This window comes from Janthinobacterium sp. CG_23.4 (assembly GCF_029892305.1).
GTDB classification, from domain to species: Bacteria; Pseudomonadota; Gammaproteobacteria; order Burkholderiales; family Burkholderiaceae_D; genus Janthinobacterium; species Janthinobacterium lividum_D.
Map to the genome: position 1 here is coordinate 1822101 of NZ_JARXUX010000001.1, position 16716 is coordinate 1838816.

15 protein-coding genes are annotated in these 16716 nt (G+C 63.6%); 4 read left to right on the top strand and 11 right to left on the bottom strand.

Annotated elements, in window-relative coordinates; translation table 11 throughout:
- Positions 1–163 precede the first annotated feature (163 nt).
- Complete coding sequence (locus tag H4V96_RS08310; protein ID WP_196856023.1) at positions 164–1816, bottom strand: Na+/H+ antiporter; 1653 nt, start codon at positions 1814–1816, stop codon at positions 164–166.
- A gap of 238 nt (positions 1817–2054) precedes the next feature.
- Here H4V96_RS08310 and H4V96_RS08315 point away from each other — a divergent pair, with 238 nt between their 5' ends.
- From H4V96_RS08315 to H4V96_RS08325, 3 genes are all read left to right on the top strand, one after another.
- Complete coding sequence (locus tag H4V96_RS08315; RefSeq protein ID WP_196856022.1) at positions 2055–3353, top strand: cytochrome c; 1299 nt, start codon at positions 2055–2057, stop codon at positions 3351–3353.
- Positions 3354–3421: 68 nt separating this feature from the next.
- Complete coding sequence (locus H4V96_RS08320) at positions 3422–3889, top strand: (2Fe-2S)-binding protein (protein ID WP_010397152.1); 468 nt, start codon at positions 3422–3424, stop codon at positions 3887–3889.
- Positions 3882–6200, top strand: coding sequence for a molybdopterin cofactor-binding domain-containing protein (locus tag H4V96_RS08325; RefSeq protein ID WP_196856021.1), 2319 nt, complete (start codon positions 3882–3884; stop codon positions 6198–6200). Before H4V96_RS08320 ends, H4V96_RS08325 begins: the two co-directional genes overlap by 8 nt.
- Positions 6201–6269: 69 nt before the next feature.
- Here H4V96_RS08325 and fghA read toward each other — a convergent pair whose 3' ends face one another.
- From fghA to H4V96_RS08345, 4 genes are all read right to left on the bottom strand, one after another.
- The gene (fghA, locus tag H4V96_RS08330; RefSeq protein WP_280720857.1) at positions 6270–7139 is read right to left on the bottom strand and encodes an S-formylglutathione hydrolase; all 870 of its coding nucleotides are present in this window, start codon (positions 7137–7139) and stop codon (positions 6270–6272) included.
- 56 nt (positions 7140–7195) lie between these two features.
- Positions 7196–8059: an NAD-dependent protein deacetylase gene (locus tag H4V96_RS08335; RefSeq protein ID WP_196856020.1), complete on the bottom strand. Its 864-nt coding sequence runs from the start codon at positions 8057–8059 to the stop codon at positions 7196–7198.
- 49 nt (positions 8060–8108) lie between these two features.
- The gene (lepB, locus tag H4V96_RS08340; RefSeq protein ID WP_196856019.1) at positions 8109–8780 is read right to left on the bottom strand and encodes a signal peptidase I; all 672 of its coding nucleotides are present in this window, start codon (positions 8778–8780) and stop codon (positions 8109–8111) included.
- Positions 8781–8887: 107 nt separating this feature from the next.
- On the bottom strand, positions 8888–9145 hold the full coding sequence (locus H4V96_RS08345) for a hypothetical protein (protein WP_196856018.1): 258 nt from the start codon (positions 9143–9145) through the stop codon (positions 8888–8890).
- Between the two features lie 288 nt (positions 9146–9433).
- Between H4V96_RS08345 and H4V96_RS08350 the strand changes: the two genes are divergently transcribed.
- Positions 9434–10450, top strand: coding sequence for an HDOD domain-containing protein (locus H4V96_RS08350; RefSeq protein ID WP_196856017.1), 1017 nt, complete (start codon positions 9434–9436; stop codon positions 10448–10450).
- A gap of 36 nt (positions 10451–10486) precedes the next feature.
- Here H4V96_RS08350 and H4V96_RS08355 read toward each other — a convergent pair whose 3' ends face one another.
- The 6 genes from H4V96_RS08355 to H4V96_RS08380 form a co-directional block, all read right to left on the bottom strand.
- A complete protein-coding gene (locus tag H4V96_RS08355; RefSeq protein ID WP_029496327.1) occupies positions 10487–11188 on the bottom strand; it encodes an ABC transporter ATP-binding protein in 702 nt (233 codons plus the stop codon).
- Positions 11189–11228: 40 nt separating this feature from the next.
- Positions 11229–11942, bottom strand: coding sequence for an ABC transporter ATP-binding protein (locus H4V96_RS08360; protein WP_010397165.1), 714 nt, complete (start codon positions 11940–11942; stop codon positions 11229–11231).
- Positions 11935–12918 carry a branched-chain amino acid ABC transporter permease gene (locus H4V96_RS08365; protein WP_010397167.1) on the bottom strand — a complete coding sequence of 328 codons (984 nt, stop codon included), beginning with the start codon at positions 12916–12918 and terminating at the stop codon, positions 11935–11937. The genes H4V96_RS08360 and H4V96_RS08365 overlap by 8 nt, the downstream gene beginning before the upstream one ends.
- Complete coding sequence (locus tag H4V96_RS08370) at positions 12915–13787, bottom strand: branched-chain amino acid ABC transporter permease (protein WP_070346950.1); 873 nt, start codon at positions 13785–13787, stop codon at positions 12915–12917. The genes H4V96_RS08365 and H4V96_RS08370 overlap by 4 nt, the downstream gene beginning before the upstream one ends.
- A gap of 108 nt (positions 13788–13895) precedes the next feature.
- Complete coding sequence (locus H4V96_RS08375; protein ID WP_261981091.1) at positions 13896–15035, bottom strand: ABC transporter substrate-binding protein; 1140 nt, start codon at positions 15033–15035, stop codon at positions 13896–13898.
- A 139-nt stretch (positions 15036–15174) separates the two neighbouring features.
- A complete protein-coding gene (locus H4V96_RS08380; RefSeq protein ID WP_196856016.1) occupies positions 15175–16713 on the bottom strand; it encodes an AMP-binding protein in 1539 nt (512 codons plus the stop codon).
- Positions 16714–16716: the final 3 nt, after the last annotated feature.

The window sequence follows — 16716 nt, forward strand, 5'->3', positions numbered from 1 at the left end:
CTATTTACAGCGCTACTCATGAGCACAGGCTTGAGAAGTCCATGCCGAAAGTACATCGCGACGCTATGCTATCGAGCCTTCAATTATAAAGACGAATGTCGAAACTTGCATTCTTTACCATGAGCATGCGCTCTCTACAATGCCGTTGCGCGCCAGAGTGTTGCTATTCTTCCAGTGTCGCTTCCAGCAAGTCGATTTCGCGCAGCAGGCGCAGATGAATAGTGTCGTCCAGTTCGCCCGAGATGCGGCGACGGAACAGTTCATCGCGTTCCGCATTGAGCGCTTCGAGGCGCAGCGCGCGCTCGGCCTTGGCCAGTTCCTGCAGCCGCATGGCTTCGTCGTTGCTACTTTCGCCGTACGCGAGCCGGCGCCGGTAGGCTTCGATCAGGCGGTTGGCCGCCTCGTTGACGATTTGCTGCTTGTCATTCTTGTCGATGCCCTCGCAGACTTTTTCCAGCCGCGCGATGGCCGCTTCGGCCGCTGCGGCGCGGGCATTGCGCTCTTCCGTCGAGCGGCGCGCGGGCGGCGCGAATACCAGGCCCTTGGTCAGCAGGGGCAAGGTCACGCTGGCCAGTATCAGCGACAGTAGAATCACGCCCATGGCGAGGAAGATGACCAGGTCGCGCGCGGGGAAGCGATTTCCGTCAGGCAAGAACAAGGGTAGCGTCAGAATGCCGGCCAGCGTCAGTGCGCCGCGCACGCCGGCAAACGACGCCACCAGCAGCAGGCGCAGGCTGGGGCGCGCCAGCAGCGCCGCGTCCTTCGGTTCACCGGCTTGTTTCTTGTGATGCTTGAACAAGGTGAGCTTCATGGAAATGAAGACCCAGATGAAGCGCATGAAGGTCAGCCCCACCGTGATGGCGATGACGAACAGCGGCAGTTTCCAGGCGCTGCCGGCGCCCACTCCCACGGAGGCGGCGGGCAAGCCGGCAACCGTGGTGGGCAGTTGCGCGCCCAGCATGACGAAGATCACGCCATTCAAGAGCAGTTGCACGGTATCCCACACGGCCTTGCGCTGGGTGCGCGTGGCGGCCAGCGGGCGCCCGATCAGGTCGGCATAATGCATGCACACGCCCGCCGTGGCAGCGGCCAGAATGCCCGAGCCGTGGATATGCTCGGCGCCCAGGTAGGCGGCAAACGGGATCAGGATGCTGATGAGGATTTGCAAGCCCGGTTCTTCACCGACTTTGCTCACCAGCCATTTATTTGTCAGGCCCACGCCCCACGCAATGGCCAGGCCGATGATGATGCCACCACCGGCTTCCTGCAGGAAACTCAGCGAGGCGGCGCCGATGGAAAAGCCGCCCGTCAGCATGGCCCCCACGGCAAACGTGAAGCAGACCAGACCCGACGCGTCGTTCAGCAAGGATTCGCCCTCGAGGATATGCATCAGGCGCGGCGGAATCGGGTTGCCAGCGACGATCGCCGACACGGCCACGGGGTCGGTCGGCGAGAGGATGGCGCCGAGCGCGAAGGCGACGGCCAGCGGCACGCTGGGGATCAGCCAGTCGATGAAGAAACCCATGCCCAGCACGGTAAACAGCACCAGGCCGATGGCCAGCATCAGGATCGAGCGCGCATCGGAAAAGAAGGCGCCTTTGGGGATGCGCCAGCCATCGAGAAATAGTAGCGGCGGAATGAAGAGCAAGAAGAAAATGTCGGGATCGAGTGGCACTTGCACGCCAAACAGGGCCAATCCCGTGCCGCCGGCGATCTGGATCAGGGGGAGCGGCAGCTTGACCCAGTGCGAGCGGGCGATGAAGCCGCACAGGACGACGCTCAAGACAAGGATGAGGATGATGGCAACGGTATGCATGGAGGAGCGAGGAGCGGCGGCGTGCTGAAATGCTGATTATATGCTGCAGAGCACGCGCGGCATTGCCTGCGTGTGATTGCGCACATACAAGCAGTCATAAGCGCGGTAAGATCGGGACAATTGGCCATGCCGCCGACACTCGGCGAAATTCGGCGAAATTCACCGACACCCGCCAACACGCGCCAACCCCGTTTTTTCCCGGCTGGCCCGTGGTCTTTGACACTTACCGGTACCTGCTTTGCTGAAAAAAATCTTGACGGGCCTGCTACTGCTGTTGGCGCTGCTTATCATGGCGGCCCTGGCCACCTACCTATATTACTGGCGCCCCGCGCTGGCGCCCGTCAATCCGCCTGCCGCCACGGCCTTTTCGCCGCCAGCGGTCGAGCGCGGCCGCATCTTGGCCGGCATGGGTAATTGTGCCGCCTGCCATACGGCCAAGGGCGGCGCCGATTACGCGGGCGGCCACGGCTTGGCCACGCCGTTCGGTACGATCTACGCGACCAATATCACGCCCGACCCGCAAACGGGCATCGGCCGCTGGTCGCAAGCGGCCTTTCAGCGGGCCATGCGCGAAGGCGTGGGGCGCGATGGTGCGCACCTGTTTCCTGTCTTTCCTTACACCCATTTCAACCTCGTCTCGGACGCCGACCTGACGGCCTTGTACGCCTATTTCATGACGCGCCCACCCGTGTATGCGGTAGTGCCCGCCAATAGCGTGCCTTTCCCCTTGAATCTGCGCCCCTTGCAGGCGGGCTGGAAGCTGCTGTTTTTCAAGCCGGCCAGCTATCAGCCCGATCCCGCACAAGGGCCGGACTGGAACCGTGGCCGCTACCTGGCCGAGGGCTTGGCGCACTGCGCCGCCTGCCACACGCCGCGCAATGCGCTGGGCGCCGAGCTGGTCGATTCACCGTATCTGGGCGCGGCCATCGACCATTGGTATGCGCCGGCCCTGAGCAGCGCCAATACTGCAGCGCTGCCGTGGACGCAGGAGGAACTGTATGCCTTCTTGCGTACGGGAGCGACATCTTTGCATGGCGTCGCTGCCGGGCCCATGTCGGCCGTCGTGCACGAAGGCATGGGCGCATCGCCCGATAGCGATATCCGCGCACTGGCGACCTATTTTGCCGATGTTTCCGGCGCTGCCGGGCGCAAGGTGGATGCGGATTCAGTGATCAAAACCGGCATTGCCCGTTCGCAGCGCGTCAGCCTGGTCGACAACGACCGTGGCGCCAGCCTGTACGTGGCCGCCTGCGCGTCATGCCACTCGAACAGCGATGGTCGGCCCGTGGCCCTGCGGCCGGAACTGAGCTTGAACAGCGCCGTCAGCGCGCCCGATCCCGCCAACCTGATTCAGGTGATATTGCACGGCATCAGCAAGGACGAAGCCATGCCCGGCGTGCTGATGCCCGGCTTTGCCGCCTCGCTGACGGACAATGACGTGGCCCAGTTGGCCGCCTATCTGCGCCGCAGCCGCAGCCACGAGCCGGCCTGGGCGAACCTGGATGCAGCCGTAGCGCGCACCCGTGCCGGCAAGTAATTCTTGAAACTTTCTTATGTGCAATGCTCATAGATAGCACTTATGGATAACACTCATGGATAACACTTATGTATAACATTTCTGTCAATGGCCAGCACTTCGGCACCGAGGTCGATGCCGAGACTCCCCTGTTGTGGGTGCTGCGCGACGAAGTCAACTTAAAAGGCACGAAGTTTGGCTGCGGCATCGGCATGTGCGGCGCTTGCACCGTGCATGTGGATGGCCGCGCCATGCGCTCCTGCATCACGCCGATCGCCGCCGTCAACGGTTGCGCCATCACCACCATCGAAGGCTTGTCGCCGGACGGCACGCACGCGCTGCAACGGGCCTGGATCGCCACGCAGGCGCCCCAGTGCGGCTATTGCCAGTCGGGCCAGATCATGCAGGCGGCCACCTTGCTGCGCGACTATCCGCAGCCGACGGACGCGAATATCGATGCCGTCATGAGCGGCAATCTGTGCCGCTGCATGGCGTATGTGCGCATCCGCAAAGCCATCAAGCTGGCGGCCGGCATGCAGGAGGCGCCCGGTGTTTAAGTTGCCGAAAGAAAATTCTGCTGCCCGTCCCAGCTCGCTGGGACGGCGCGGTTTCCTGATCGCCGCCGCCGGCACGGGTTTTACGCTGGCGTTCTTGCGCGCCGACAGTTCCTTAGCCGCCGGCAAGGTAGCGCCCGCGCCGCCGGTCAAAGCCAGCGCACCGGCGTTCGATCCCAGCATCTGGTTGCAGATCGAGCGTGACGGCATGGTCACCGTGAATATCGCCAAGGCGGAAATGGGCCAGCATATCGGCACGGCCTTGGCGCGCATCGTGGCCGAGGAGCTCGAAGCGGACTGGAGCAAGGTGCGCCTGCATTACGTCGACACGGACCCGAAATGGGGCTTGATGGTGACGGGCGGCAGCTGGTCTGTCTGGCAGAATTTTGATCCGCTCAGCCGTGCCGGCGCGGCCGGGCGCCTGGCGCTGGTCGAGGAGGGCGCGCGCCTGCTGCGCGTGCCCGTGGCCGCCTGCCATGCCAAACTGGGCATGGTGCATGGCCGTGGGCGCTCGATCAGCTATGGCGAAATTGTGCGCCGTGGCAAGCTGGCGCGCCAGTACACGCCCGAGCAATTGCAAGCCATCGTGCTCAAGACAGCGCAGCAGCGCAGCCTGATCGGTCAGCAGGTGCAAGCGCTCGACATTCCGGCGAAGACGAATGGCACGGCCGTGTACGGCATCGATGCGCAGGTGGAGGGCATGCTGTATGCGCGTCCGAAGATTCCGCCTACGCGCTACGGCGCCAAGGTGGTGTCTATCGATGATACGGCCGCGAAAAAAGTGCAGGGCTACTTGCGCTCGGTCGCCTTGCAAGACCCCAGCGGCACGGTGCCCGGCTGGGTCATGGTGGTGGCCGAGACGTATGCGGCCGCCATTCGAGCGGCCGACCTGGTGCAGGTGACATGGCGCACTGGCGCAGCGGCCCACGTGGCCGAGCACGATATCGTCAACTACGCCACCAAGCAGCTGGCCGATGCCAGCCTGGGTGCCCGCGTGGTCGATGATGATGGTGTGGAGCAAGCGTTCAAGGATGCCAGCCTGCAGCTCGAGCGCCACTACACCACCAGCACCGTGCTGCATTTCCAGCTCGAACCGGTCAATGCGCTGGCACAGGAAATCAACGGCGTCTGGCATATCCATGCAGGCAACCAGTGGCAATCGTTGATACTGCCCGTGCTGGCGCAGGCGTTGCAGGTGCCAGAAAGTCAGGTCGTGCTGCATCCCTATCTGCTCGGTGGCGGCTTTGGGCGGCGCTTGAATGGCGATTATTGCGTGCCGGCCGCGCTCGTGGCGCAAGCCGTGGGACGTCCCGTCAAGATGATTTGCACGCGGCCTGACGACGCCCGTTTCGATTCGCCCCGTTCGCCGTCCGTGCAGCATGTGCGCATGGCCTTCGACGATGCCGGCAAGGTGACGGCGATGGTGCACGAGGCGAGCGCGGGCTGGCCCACGCAAGCGATGATACCGGCCTTCCTGGCCAAGGATAAACAGGGTCATCCGTATGACCCGTTCGCCATCGCCGGTGCCGACCATTGGTACACGGTGGGGGCGCAGCGCGTGCGGGCCGTGTCGAATGACCTGGCCAGCAGCAGTTTTCGCCCCGGCTGGCTGCGTTCCGTGGGGCCGGGCTGGACCAATTGGGCAGTCGAAAGCTTCATGGACGAGGCGGCGCAGGCGGCCAAGGTCGATCCGCTGGCCTTGCGTCTGTCGCTGCTGCAGGCGACGGGGCGCAACGTGGGCAGTGCGCCGAACGCCGTCGGCGGTGCCGCGCGCCTGGCCCACGTGCTGCAGCGGGTGGCGGACAAGGCGGGCTGGGGCAAGCCCATGCCACCCGACACGGGCCTGGGCATCGCCGCCACCTTTGGCCAGGAGCGCGACATGCCCACCTGGACGGCCTGCGTTGCCCGCGTCAAGGTGGACCGCAGCACGTGCATGGTGAAAGTCGAAAAGCTGTTCATGGTGATCGACGCGGGCAGCATCGTCGATCCCGATGGCGCGCTTGCGCAGGCGGAAGGGGGCGCGCTGTGGGGCGTGAGCATGGCCTTGCATGAAGGCACGGCTTTCCTCAATGGCGAAGTGAAGGATACCAACCTCAATACCTACACGCCGCTGCGCATGGCCGACGTGCCCGAGCTCGACATCGAATTTGTTGCCAGCACAGCAACTTCGATGGGCATGGGCGAGCCGCCCACCACAGCCGTGGCGCCCGCCATCGGCAACGCCATCTTTGCCGCCGTGGCCTCGCGCGTGCGCCATTTGCCGATCCGCCCGGAAGCGGTGCTGAAGGGGCTGGACCGGCATGGCGCCGTCTGATGCGGGCGCGTGGCAGTATCACGTGCCAGCGTGCCAACGGGCATGCCAGTACGCTGCAATAGCGTTTGATCAGGCCACGGCGCGCAGGTTTTTGGCATGGAAGCGCAGATGCTCTTCCATGAAGCTGGCGATGAAGTAGTAGCCGTGGTCATAGCCGGCATGGCGGCGCAGCTGCAATGGCTGGCCGGCGTCGCGGCAGGCCGCTTCAAACACTTCGGGGTACAACTGCTCGGGCAAGAACTTGTCGGCCAGGCCCTGGTCGATCAATATGCCGTTAGGGAACAGTGCCGGCTGGCCTTGCCTGCTGCGCATCAGCGCGCTGGCGTCGTACTGCTGCCAACTGGCCGCATCGCTGCCCAGGTAGCCCGTGAATGCCTTCTTGCCCCAGGGACACTGGCTCGGTGCGGCGATGGGGGCGAAGGCGGAGACGGAGCGGAACAGTTCCGGGTTGCGCAAGGCCAGCACGAGCGCGCCATGACCGCCCATCGAGTGGCCGAAAATACCCGTGCGCTCGGAGTCGATGTTCAATTCATGTTGCAGCAGCGCGCGCAATTCCAACATGTAGCTATACATGCGGTAGTGGCTGTTCCATGGCGCTTCGGTGGCATCGACGTAAAAGCCGGCGCCCACGCCGACATCCCAGGCCTCCGTTTCACCGGCGATATTCGCGCCGCGGGGGCTGGTGTCGGGCGCGATCAGGATCAAGCCTTGTTCGGCCGCCACGCGCTGCGCGCCGCCCTTGATCATGAAGGTTTCTTCCGTGCAGGTCAGGCCCGCCAGGTAAAACAGGGCCGGGCGCTTGGTGCTGAGCGCGCTGCCCGGCGCCGTACCGGGAATGAAGGCTGAAAAACGCATGGGCAGGCCGATGGCGTGCGCGTCATGGCGATAAAAGCGTTGTACGCCGCCAAAACAGGCGTGTTCACTCAACAGTTCCAGCATGAATTCTCCTCGTTAATCGCACAGTATAGCCAGAGTGGCGTAACGCCGAGTCAGTATCAGCCCAGCATGGCCGCTAGTGCTGGCAAGATGTCTTGTGCCGGTGCTTCGGTCTTGAAGGCCAGCAAATGGTCGGCGCGCGTCTTGCCCATGTTGACAGCGGCCACGGGCTTGCCCGTTTCGGCCGCCATGCGACACAGGCGAAAGCTGGAATACACCATGACGGACGAGCCTATCACCAGCAGGGCGCTGGCCTCCATCATCTTACGCTCGGCTTCGGCCGCGCGGGCCGCGGGTACGCCATCGCCAAAGAACACCACGTCCGGCTGCACGGTGCCACCGCAGCGGGGACAGACGGGCAGGTGGAAGGTGGCCAGCTGGGATGGCTCCAGCAAGGCGTCGCCATCGGGCGCCGGCGTGGCCGTGGTGCCCAGCAGGTGCGGATTATCGTGTTCGAGCTGATCCTGGATCAGGCGGCGCGTGTGATGGGCCCGGCAATCGAGGCACACCACGCCATGCAAGTTGCCGTGCAACTCCGTGACGGCGGCGCTGCCTGCCTGCTGGTGCAAGCCATCGACGTTTTGCGTGACCAGGCCGCCGATCAGCTGGCGCTGTGCCATCTGCGCGATGGCAAGGTGGCCCGGATTTGGCGCGGCGCGCTCCATGGTGGGCCAGCCCACCATGGAGCGCGCCCAGTAGCGGCGCCGCACGGCTTCCTGGCGGCGAAAATCGGGGCCTTGCACGGGGGCATTACCGTGCCGCACGCCCTCCGTATCACGGTAAGCGGGAATGCCGGACGCCGTACTGATGCCGGCGCCCGTCAGCAGCAGCACGTCGGGATGGCGCTGCAGGAACTGCGCCAGCGGTTCCAGGGTGCGATCATCGCTGGCGGCTTGCTCGCTGGCTGAGGAAATTTTTTGCATGGTGCCTCATGTTAACCGAAAAACGCGGCGCCGTTGCAAGGGCAGATATTTACTCGAGCGGCATGCCGAAACGCGATAGCCGCAGCTGCCAATGCTCCTCGATATTGGCCGAAACGAGGATGCGCTCGGCCTTGCCGATCAGCAATTCACGGGGCACGAAGCCGAAATAGCGCGAGTCGGCGCTGTTATCGCGGTTATCGCCCAGCATCAGAAAATGGTCGACCGGCACCGTCACGGCGGCAAAGCTGCGCGCCGCCCCTGCGATTTGCGGCAAGAGCTGGATGCGGTGCTGCTCGTTGTGGTTGCGCTCGCTGATGCGCTGCGCCGTCAGCAGGCCTACGTTGGCGACGGTTTCGGGCGCCGTGTCGAGCGCCGTGTACTGCGCGGCTTGGCCATTGATGAGCAAGCGCTCGTCGCGCATTTCCACCGTGTCACCGGGCAAGGCGATGATGCGCTTGATTAATCGCGTGCCGTCTTTTGGCGAGGAAAAGGTGACGATATCGCCGCGCTGCGGCTCGCCCAGGCGCTGCAGCACAATGTCGGTCAGCGGCACTTTCAGGTTGAAGGCCAGGCGGTTGACGAAGACGACATCGCCTTCGAGCAGGTTGGGGCGCATGGATGCCGATGGTATCGGATTCCAGTCTGCCACGGCCGTGCGAAATACGCCGAACAGCAGCAGAAACATCAAAAAACCTTTGTTGGCGCGCATCCATGTTTTCATATTGGCTCTTTCGCTGGGCCGTGCCCGTGAGTGTGGGTGTGAGGGGCGTCGCCATGGCTGCTGGCGCCCTATCGACGATGCACGGCGAGGCTGAAGCCAGTCTTAAATCAAACCCATGCACGAGCGTTAGCGCGATCTTTGTTGCGCCAATGATACGGGCGATTGCCGGCGCTTGTCGGCGCTTGTTGCCGCGCCCTCGGCGGCAACAAGCTGTGCGCCTGCTGCCACGGCGGCAATAACTGAGCGCCCTGCCCACACGTGCGCGTCGTTCCAGCCCGGCGCAAGAAAATCGTGTGCCCGCCCGCTTCGCCGGCGCAATAGAACTCGTCGAGCTGCGGCGCTTCGATGCGCGTGCCGGCCAGCATGGCATGCACTTGTCCTCGGTGGTGGGGTCTGGCGCTGGAATAAATGCGCCAGCATGCGCCGGCGCGTGTCGACGTGCGGCGTGTCGCGCACGATCGTCACGCGGCGCGCCAGGACTGCATCGTACAGGCGGGGCCTTGCAAAGCAGGAGACGCCGAGACGGCGCCACTGTAGCACTTTGCCGCAGGTGCACAAGGCCGGTCACATTCGCCGCACCAGCGCGGCTGTCATCAAGTAAAATTGCGGGGCGGATTGCGCGATAATGATGGATAAAGAGTTAGAACGACAAAATGGGTTGGATAGGAAAATTACTCAACGGCGGCGACGAAAAAAACAAGCCTGCGCCAGTGGCAGTAGCTGCATCTGCAGCGGCGCCCGACATCACACGCCAGCCAGCCTCCATCAGCGAAATCGATGCCATCTACTACCGCTGGCTGGCGGCCGTGGGTGCGACGCAGGCGCCGGAGCAGGCCGAACAGCAGATTTTGGATGAATTGATGCGCCTGGCGCGTGAACCGATCGCCGGCGCTGCGCTGATACCGCGCATTCCGGCCATCATTCCGCAGTTGATGCGCACCTTGCAAGAGGAAAACATGAATGCGGCCGAGCTGTCGCGCCAGTTGGCGCAGGACGTGTTGCTGGTCGCCGAGGTCTACCGCGAAGCAAACAGGCCCTGCTACCAGTCGCGCTACAACACCAGCCCGTCGATCAACAATATGGAAGGCGCCATCATGCTGCTCGGGCAAAACGGCGTGCGCATGCTGCTCGCCCGCGTCGCCTTTCGTCCCATCGTCAGCATGCAAAGCGGCGGGCTGACCGTGCGCACGGCGCCGCTGATCTGGCGCCAGTCCGAGAAATGCGCGCTGGCGGCCAACCTGCTCGCGCCGGCCATGCAGGCAAACGCCTTCGACGCCTATCTCGCGGGACTGATGGCCAATGTCGGCCTGGTGGTGGCGTTCCGCCTGATCGACCAGATGCACGCGCCCGATGCCTTTCCGCAATCGGACGCCTTCATTGCCCAGGTGTTTGCGCAAGCGCGTATCTTGTCGGTGCGGATCGCCGAATTATGGGAGTTTCCCGCCTCCGTGACCCGCGCGATCGAGCAGGCGGGCGTCGATGTCGACGCCGATGCCCACACCGATGCCGATCCGCAGGCGCAAGCGCTGGCGCTGGGCGAGCGCTTGAGCAAGCTGCGCATGCTGGTCGATACGGGCCGCCTTGCGGCCGACGATCCCTTCGTGACGGCCGGACTTGGCAAAAGTGCGCTGCTGGCGTTTGACAAGCTGGCCGACGACGATGACGACTGACGCCAACGGAGATCAACTGCGTGCGGCTGTTGTCATTCAGCGTGCAAAATATAGCGCATGTAAATGATCGAGGTTGACCTCGGAAGCTTTTTGCGACAGCGCCACTGTGCCGCTTTGCATCAGGTAGACGTGATCTGCCACGCCCACGGCGCGCGCCGTATTCTGTTCGACGAGAATGATGGTGCGCCGGCCGTCTTTCAGGCGCGCGAGGATGTCGAACAGTTCGTTGACCACCAGCGGCGCCAGTCCCAGCGAAGGCTCGTCGATGATCAGCAGCGACGGGTCCGACATCAATCCTCGCGCCATGGCCAGCATCTGCGCCTCGCCGCCGGACAGTGACCCGGCCAGCTGCCGGCGCCGTTCGTGCAGGCGCGGGAACATGGCATAGGCCTCGGCCAGGCGGGCTGGCATGTGGCTGCGATGCTCCTTCGGAAAGGCGCCCATGATCAGGTTTTCTTCCACGCTCATGTCGCGAAACGTCATGCGCCCCTCAGGGATCATGGTGACTTTCGCGTCGCTCATCTTCCAGGTGGGCGTGCCGTTGATACTACTGCCGTTGAGCGCAATGCTGCCCGCGCTCACCGGCAGTAGGCCCATGATGGCGCGCAGCACGGTGGTCTTGCCGGCGCCATTCGGGCCGATGATGGTAGTGAGCTTGCCCTTCTGGACGGACAGTGACACATCCCACAGCACATTGATGGCGCCATAGCCGGCGCGCAGGTTTGTTATCTTGAGCATCGTCTCAGGCATCGTTTCAGCTGTCGCTTCAAGCATTTGTTCAAGCATGCGCGGCTCCCGTGTAGCTTTCGATGACGGCCGCATCGCGGAAGACCGCGTCGGGCGTGCCGTCGGCGATCAATTGACCAAAATTGAGCACAGCGACGCGCTGGCACAGATTGCTGATCGTTTCGATGTCGTGCTCGATCATGACGATGCCCACGCCAAAGGCGGCATGCAAATCCTTCAGCATGCCCATGAAGCGGCGCTTGCCGTTCGTTTCCAGGCCCGCCAGCACTTCATCGAGCAGCAGCAGTTTCGGATTGGTGGCCAAGGCCTTGGCCACTTCCAGTGCTTTGAGCTCCGTCAGCGCCAGTTCGCTGGCCGCGTCGCGCCCGGCCTTGTCCGCCAGGCTGGTGAATTCGAGTATTTCATCGATCTTGCGCATGTCCACCGTGCCGGTGCCGAAGCGCTGTGCCACGATGAGGTTTTCGCGCACTGTCAATTCATGCATCGGTTGCGGAATCTGGAAGGTGCGGCCCAGTCCCAGTCGCGCGCGCTGGTACATGGGGGTGGCCATGATGTCGCGTCCCTCGAAGCGGATGCTGCCGCTGGTGGGGCGCACCAGGCCCGAGATCGCATTGAACAGCGTGGTCTTGCCGGCGCCATTCGCGCCCACCAGGCCTATCACGTCGTGGCTGCCCACTTTCAAGGTGACGCAATCGACGGCCGTCAGGCCGCCGAAGCGCACCGAGACATTATCGAGTTCAAGCATGTGCTTTCTCCTTCGCTTTTTCCTTGACCGGCACTTTCTTCAGCCACTTTTTCAGCAGCGGCAGCAGGCCGTTCGGACTGAAAACGATCATCGTCACCAGCAGCACGCCCAGCACCAGTTGGTGGCCCGTGGGGATCAGTGCTTTGAAAATGAGCTGGTCGACCAGGTAGACCACCACGGCGCCCAGCACGGGGCCGAGCAGCGTGCGGTAGCCGCCGAAGATGGCCGCCACGATGGGCAAGGTCACCCACAGGCTGCTGAAGGCATAGTCCGGTTCCAGGAAGTTGATGTAGTGGGCGTTGAAGGCGCCGAACAGGCCCGCCATGAAGGCTGACACCAGCAGCATGGCGCCTTTCAGCAAGGTGCTGTTGACGCCGACGACGCGCGTGGCGTCTTCGCTGTCGTGCATGGCGCGCAGGGCGATGCCGTAGTGGCTGGCGCGGATGCGGCTGTAGGCGAAGGCGCAGGCTACCACCAGCGTCAGCACCACCAGGTAGGCACCCGTCTTGCTGGATAAATCGAAGCCGAGAACGGTTGGCAGGGTGGGGATGTTGTTGATGCCGCCGGCGCCGCCCGTGACCGAACTCCATTGCGTGGCGAGGATGCGGAAGATATGCGCGTAGGCGAGGATGGCCAGCGCAAAATACGGCCCGCGCAGGCGCAGCACGGGCAGCATGATGACGGCAGCGATGGCTGCCCCCGCGCCGCCCAGCAGCATGGCCGGTAACACGGGCAAGCCCAGTTTCACGCTAGTGAGGGCCGAGACATACGCGCCCACGCCGAAGAAGGCGGCATGGCCGAAGCTGACCATGCCGCCCAAGTTGCCCAGCAGGGCCCAGGACATGGCCACGCCGCCGATGATCAGGGCCGCCACCACCATGCTCATCACATACTGGTTGCCGCCCAGGGCCAGCGGTACGGCAATGTACGCGGCCAGCAGCAAACTGGCTGTTGAAATCAGTGTCGAGCGCTTCATCCGCGCCTCCGTTGTGCGCCGAACAAACCATTGGGCATGATGAACAACACCAGCAGGAACAGCACCATACCGGACAATTCCTGCAGCGCGGAGCTGGCCAGGGTGACGGTCAGCGCTTCTGCCACGCCCAGCAGCACGGCGGCGATCAGCACACCGGGGATCGAGCCGATGCCGGCCAATACCGTGATGATGAACGCTTTTACCGTCAGCGCGCCGCCGTAGGCCGGCTGGATCACGCCATAGCTGAACAGGGCGACACCGGCGAAGGCGGCCAGGATGCCGGCCACGAGGAAGGAGACCAGTTCCGTGCGGCCCGGGTCAATGCCCATCAGCTTGGCTGCGTCGCGGTTGCTGGAAACGGCTCGCACGGCGCGGCCATACCAGCTGGTGGCGAGCCAGCGCCATAGCGCCGCCATCAGCACCAGGCTGACGCCGAAGAAAATCACTTCGCTGCGCATGCTGAAAAACGGGCCGATCTCGATGCCCTCCTGTAGCCAGCTCGATGAGGTCGAGCGGATGTCCGCCTTCCACACCAGCAAGATGCCATTGGTGAGAATGACGCCGATGCCGTAGGTGAGGATCAGCGAATTGATTTCGCGGTCTTTCTGGATGCGGCTCACTATCAGGTAGACGCCCACGGACGCCAGGCTGACGATCACCAGCGCGATGGGAATGGCGAACATGGGGCCGAGCCCCAGGCCAGACTCCACGCTGTAGGCAATGTAAGCGGCCAGCAGCACCAGTTCACCGTGCGCCAGGTTGATCACCTTCATGGTCCCGAAGACCAGCGCCAGTCCCAGTGCGATCAGGGCGTAGGAGCCGCCCTGCAGCAAGCCCGAATACAGCGCTTGCAAGATTAATTCTGTCATGTCGTCGTCCCGTCAGGCATCCCGCTTGCATCGCCACGGATGCATCAGCGATGCCGTTCATCGGTGCACGCCCGGCGGGCGTGCGCGTGTGCAGGGGGAGGCTGCCGCTTACCAGGGCAGGGCTGGATAGGCCAGCTTGCCCGTGGCGTGTTCTTTTGGCCAGACGATGACCACCTTCTTGTCCTGGTGCTGCGCCATGCGATGCACGAAGTTCGGGTTGTCGCCATTGGCGGAAAACTGCACCCGGCCGATCAGCGTTTCGCGGTCTGTCTTGCGCATTTCCTCGGCCACGCCGCCTTTCTTGAGCGTGCCCTTGTCGGCCGCGCGCGCGATCGCCTCGAACAGCAGCATCGATTGCACATAGCCGAACTGGCCCAGGTAATCGGGTTCCTTCTTGTACAGCTGTTTGTAGGCGTCGTTGAAAGTCATGCCGTCGGCTGTCTTGAAGTCGGCGGGGAAGGGCAGCAAGGCCGTACCGAAGACATTTGGCATCAGCTCAGGGAAGTCGGCCGCCATCTTCGGCGTGGCCAGCGACCACACGCCCACCATGGCCTTGATTTTTGGCTTGAGCACGCGGGCTGCGCGGATGATGCCCACGTAGTCGTTTTCATAGCCGACCATGGCCACCACTTCTGATTTATCCTGCAGCTTGATCTTGTTGATGATGGGCTTGAAGTCGGTAATGGCTGGGTCGAACGAGTGCGTCGTCACCTTCACGCCCCTGGCGGCCAGGGCCTTTTCCACGTCTTTCGCCAGGCCCGTGGTGGCATCCTTGGTCGAATAGACGATGGAGACGGATTTGGCGCCCACGTCCTGTAACAGTCCCAGCATGGCCTTTTCGTAGCCGGCTGTGTTATTGATGCGAAAAAAATTCTTGCGCCCGCTGGTCACCAAGCTGTCGTCCACGCCGCCCGAGGTGATGTAGACCAGGCCCAGTTTGTTCGCCGTATCCGAGGCAGGCGAGATATTGTTTGAGCCATAGCCGCCCGTGATGGCCACCACGCCCTGGCTGGCCAGTTTTTCCACGGCGGCGATGGCCTTGGCGGGCGCCGATTCGTCGTCGATGGTGATGACCTTGATGGTGTGCTTGCCATTGCTCTTGTTAAATACCTCGGCTGCCACCATGATGCCTTCTTGCATGCCGGCGCCGACCCTGGCCAGGTTGCCCGTCAGGGGAATTTCCGCGCCGACCAGGAATTCGTCGGCGCTGGCGTGCGTCATCGAGGCGCTGGCAAGCAGCGCTGCCATGGCGATGCGTGTGTATCTGCGTTTCATCGTGTCTCCTCCGGTGATGTGACTCGGTTTGCCAGCGCCAGGATCGGTGCCGGCAAAGCTACCCGCCTGGGTTTTATTGTCGGGTCTATTGAAAGCAACTGCAATGGAAAATTTACTGTCTGTTCTGTGCCAGTAGCCGCAACTGGCCCTTTAAAATCTTGCCCGTGGCGGCCGCTGGCAGCGCGTCCATGACGATGATGGCCGACGGGCGTTTGTAAGGCGACAGGGTCTGCGCCAGGTAATCGTGCAAAGCCTGCAGCGTCACGGGGTGCTGCGGGTCCAGTTCCACATAGGCGATGACGTCTTCGTTGCCATCGTCCAGGGTGCGTCCCACCACAGCCGACTGCACCACGCAAGCATGCGCGTTGAGAGCGGTTTCCACTTCCAGCGGATACACATTGAAGCCGGAACGGATGATCAGCTCCTTGGTGCGGCCCACGATGAACAGGGCGCCGTCCGGCTCCTGGCGCGCCATGTCGCCCGTGTTGAGCCAGCCGCCATCGCGCATGGTCGCCGCCGTCAAGGCAGGTTCGCGGTAATAGCCGGCCATGACGTTCGGTCCGCGTACCCACAGTTCGCCCGCTTCGCCCGGCGCCACGTCCGCGCCGGCCACGTCCACCACGCGCACTTCCACGCCCGGAATCGGCGTGCCGACGGAACTGTCTTGGCGCGGCGCGTCGAGCCGCGTCTGGCTGATGGTGGGCGCGCTTTCCGTCATGCCGTAGCCGTTGTGCAGCGCGGTGCCCAGCAGTTTTTCGACGTCGTGTTTGAGTGATGGTGCCAGCGGCGAGCCGCCCGCATACGCGAAGCGCAGCCGGGTGGGCAGCGGCGTGTCGGCGCCGCCCAGGGTTTGCAGCAGCTTGGCGTACATCGCGGGCACGCCTTGCACGATGGTCAATGCCTCGCTTTTCAGCGCGCCCAGCAGCGCGTCGACGGAAAAGCGCGGCACCAGATACAGCGCCGCGCCCGCATACAGCGTGCCCAGTGCAACCGAGGCCAGACCGTACACGTGCGAAATCGGCAGCACGCCGTAGGCGCGGTCACTGGGCGTCAAGCCGCGCAATGTGCTTGAGACGGCAGCAATGAACAGCAGATTGCGGTGCGTCAGCATGACGCCCTTCGATTGTCCCGTCGTGCCCGTCGTGTAGATCAGCGCGGCCACCTGTTCATTGCCGGTCACGCAGGCTTCGGCGATGGCTGTGTCGCTCAAGCCACCGGCCAGCAGCTCTCCCATGCCATCGACCCGGCATGGGGTCGCAGCGTGGCGCGCCGCATGCGCGGCCGCTTCCGGCGAGGCGCCGGCCAGGAACAGCACGCGCCGCGCCGAGCAATGCGTGGCGATGGTGTCGATCTCGCGTGCCGACAGGCGCGCATTGACGTTGACGATCCAGGCGTCGATACTGGCGGCCGCGAAGATCAGCGCCACTTGCAGCGCGCCGTTTTCGCCCACCACCATCAGGCGGTCGCCGGCGCGCACGTCGAGCTTGCGCAACAACTGCATTGCATTTTCCACACTGTGCTGTAACTGCGCATAGGTCCAGTGCCGTCCACCCTCGTGCAGCGCGGGCGCGTCCGGCGCGCGCGCCGCCCAGTAGGCGGGGATAGCCGACAGGCGCGCCGGCAAGCGGGCCAGCAAGGCTGGGATATCCATCGC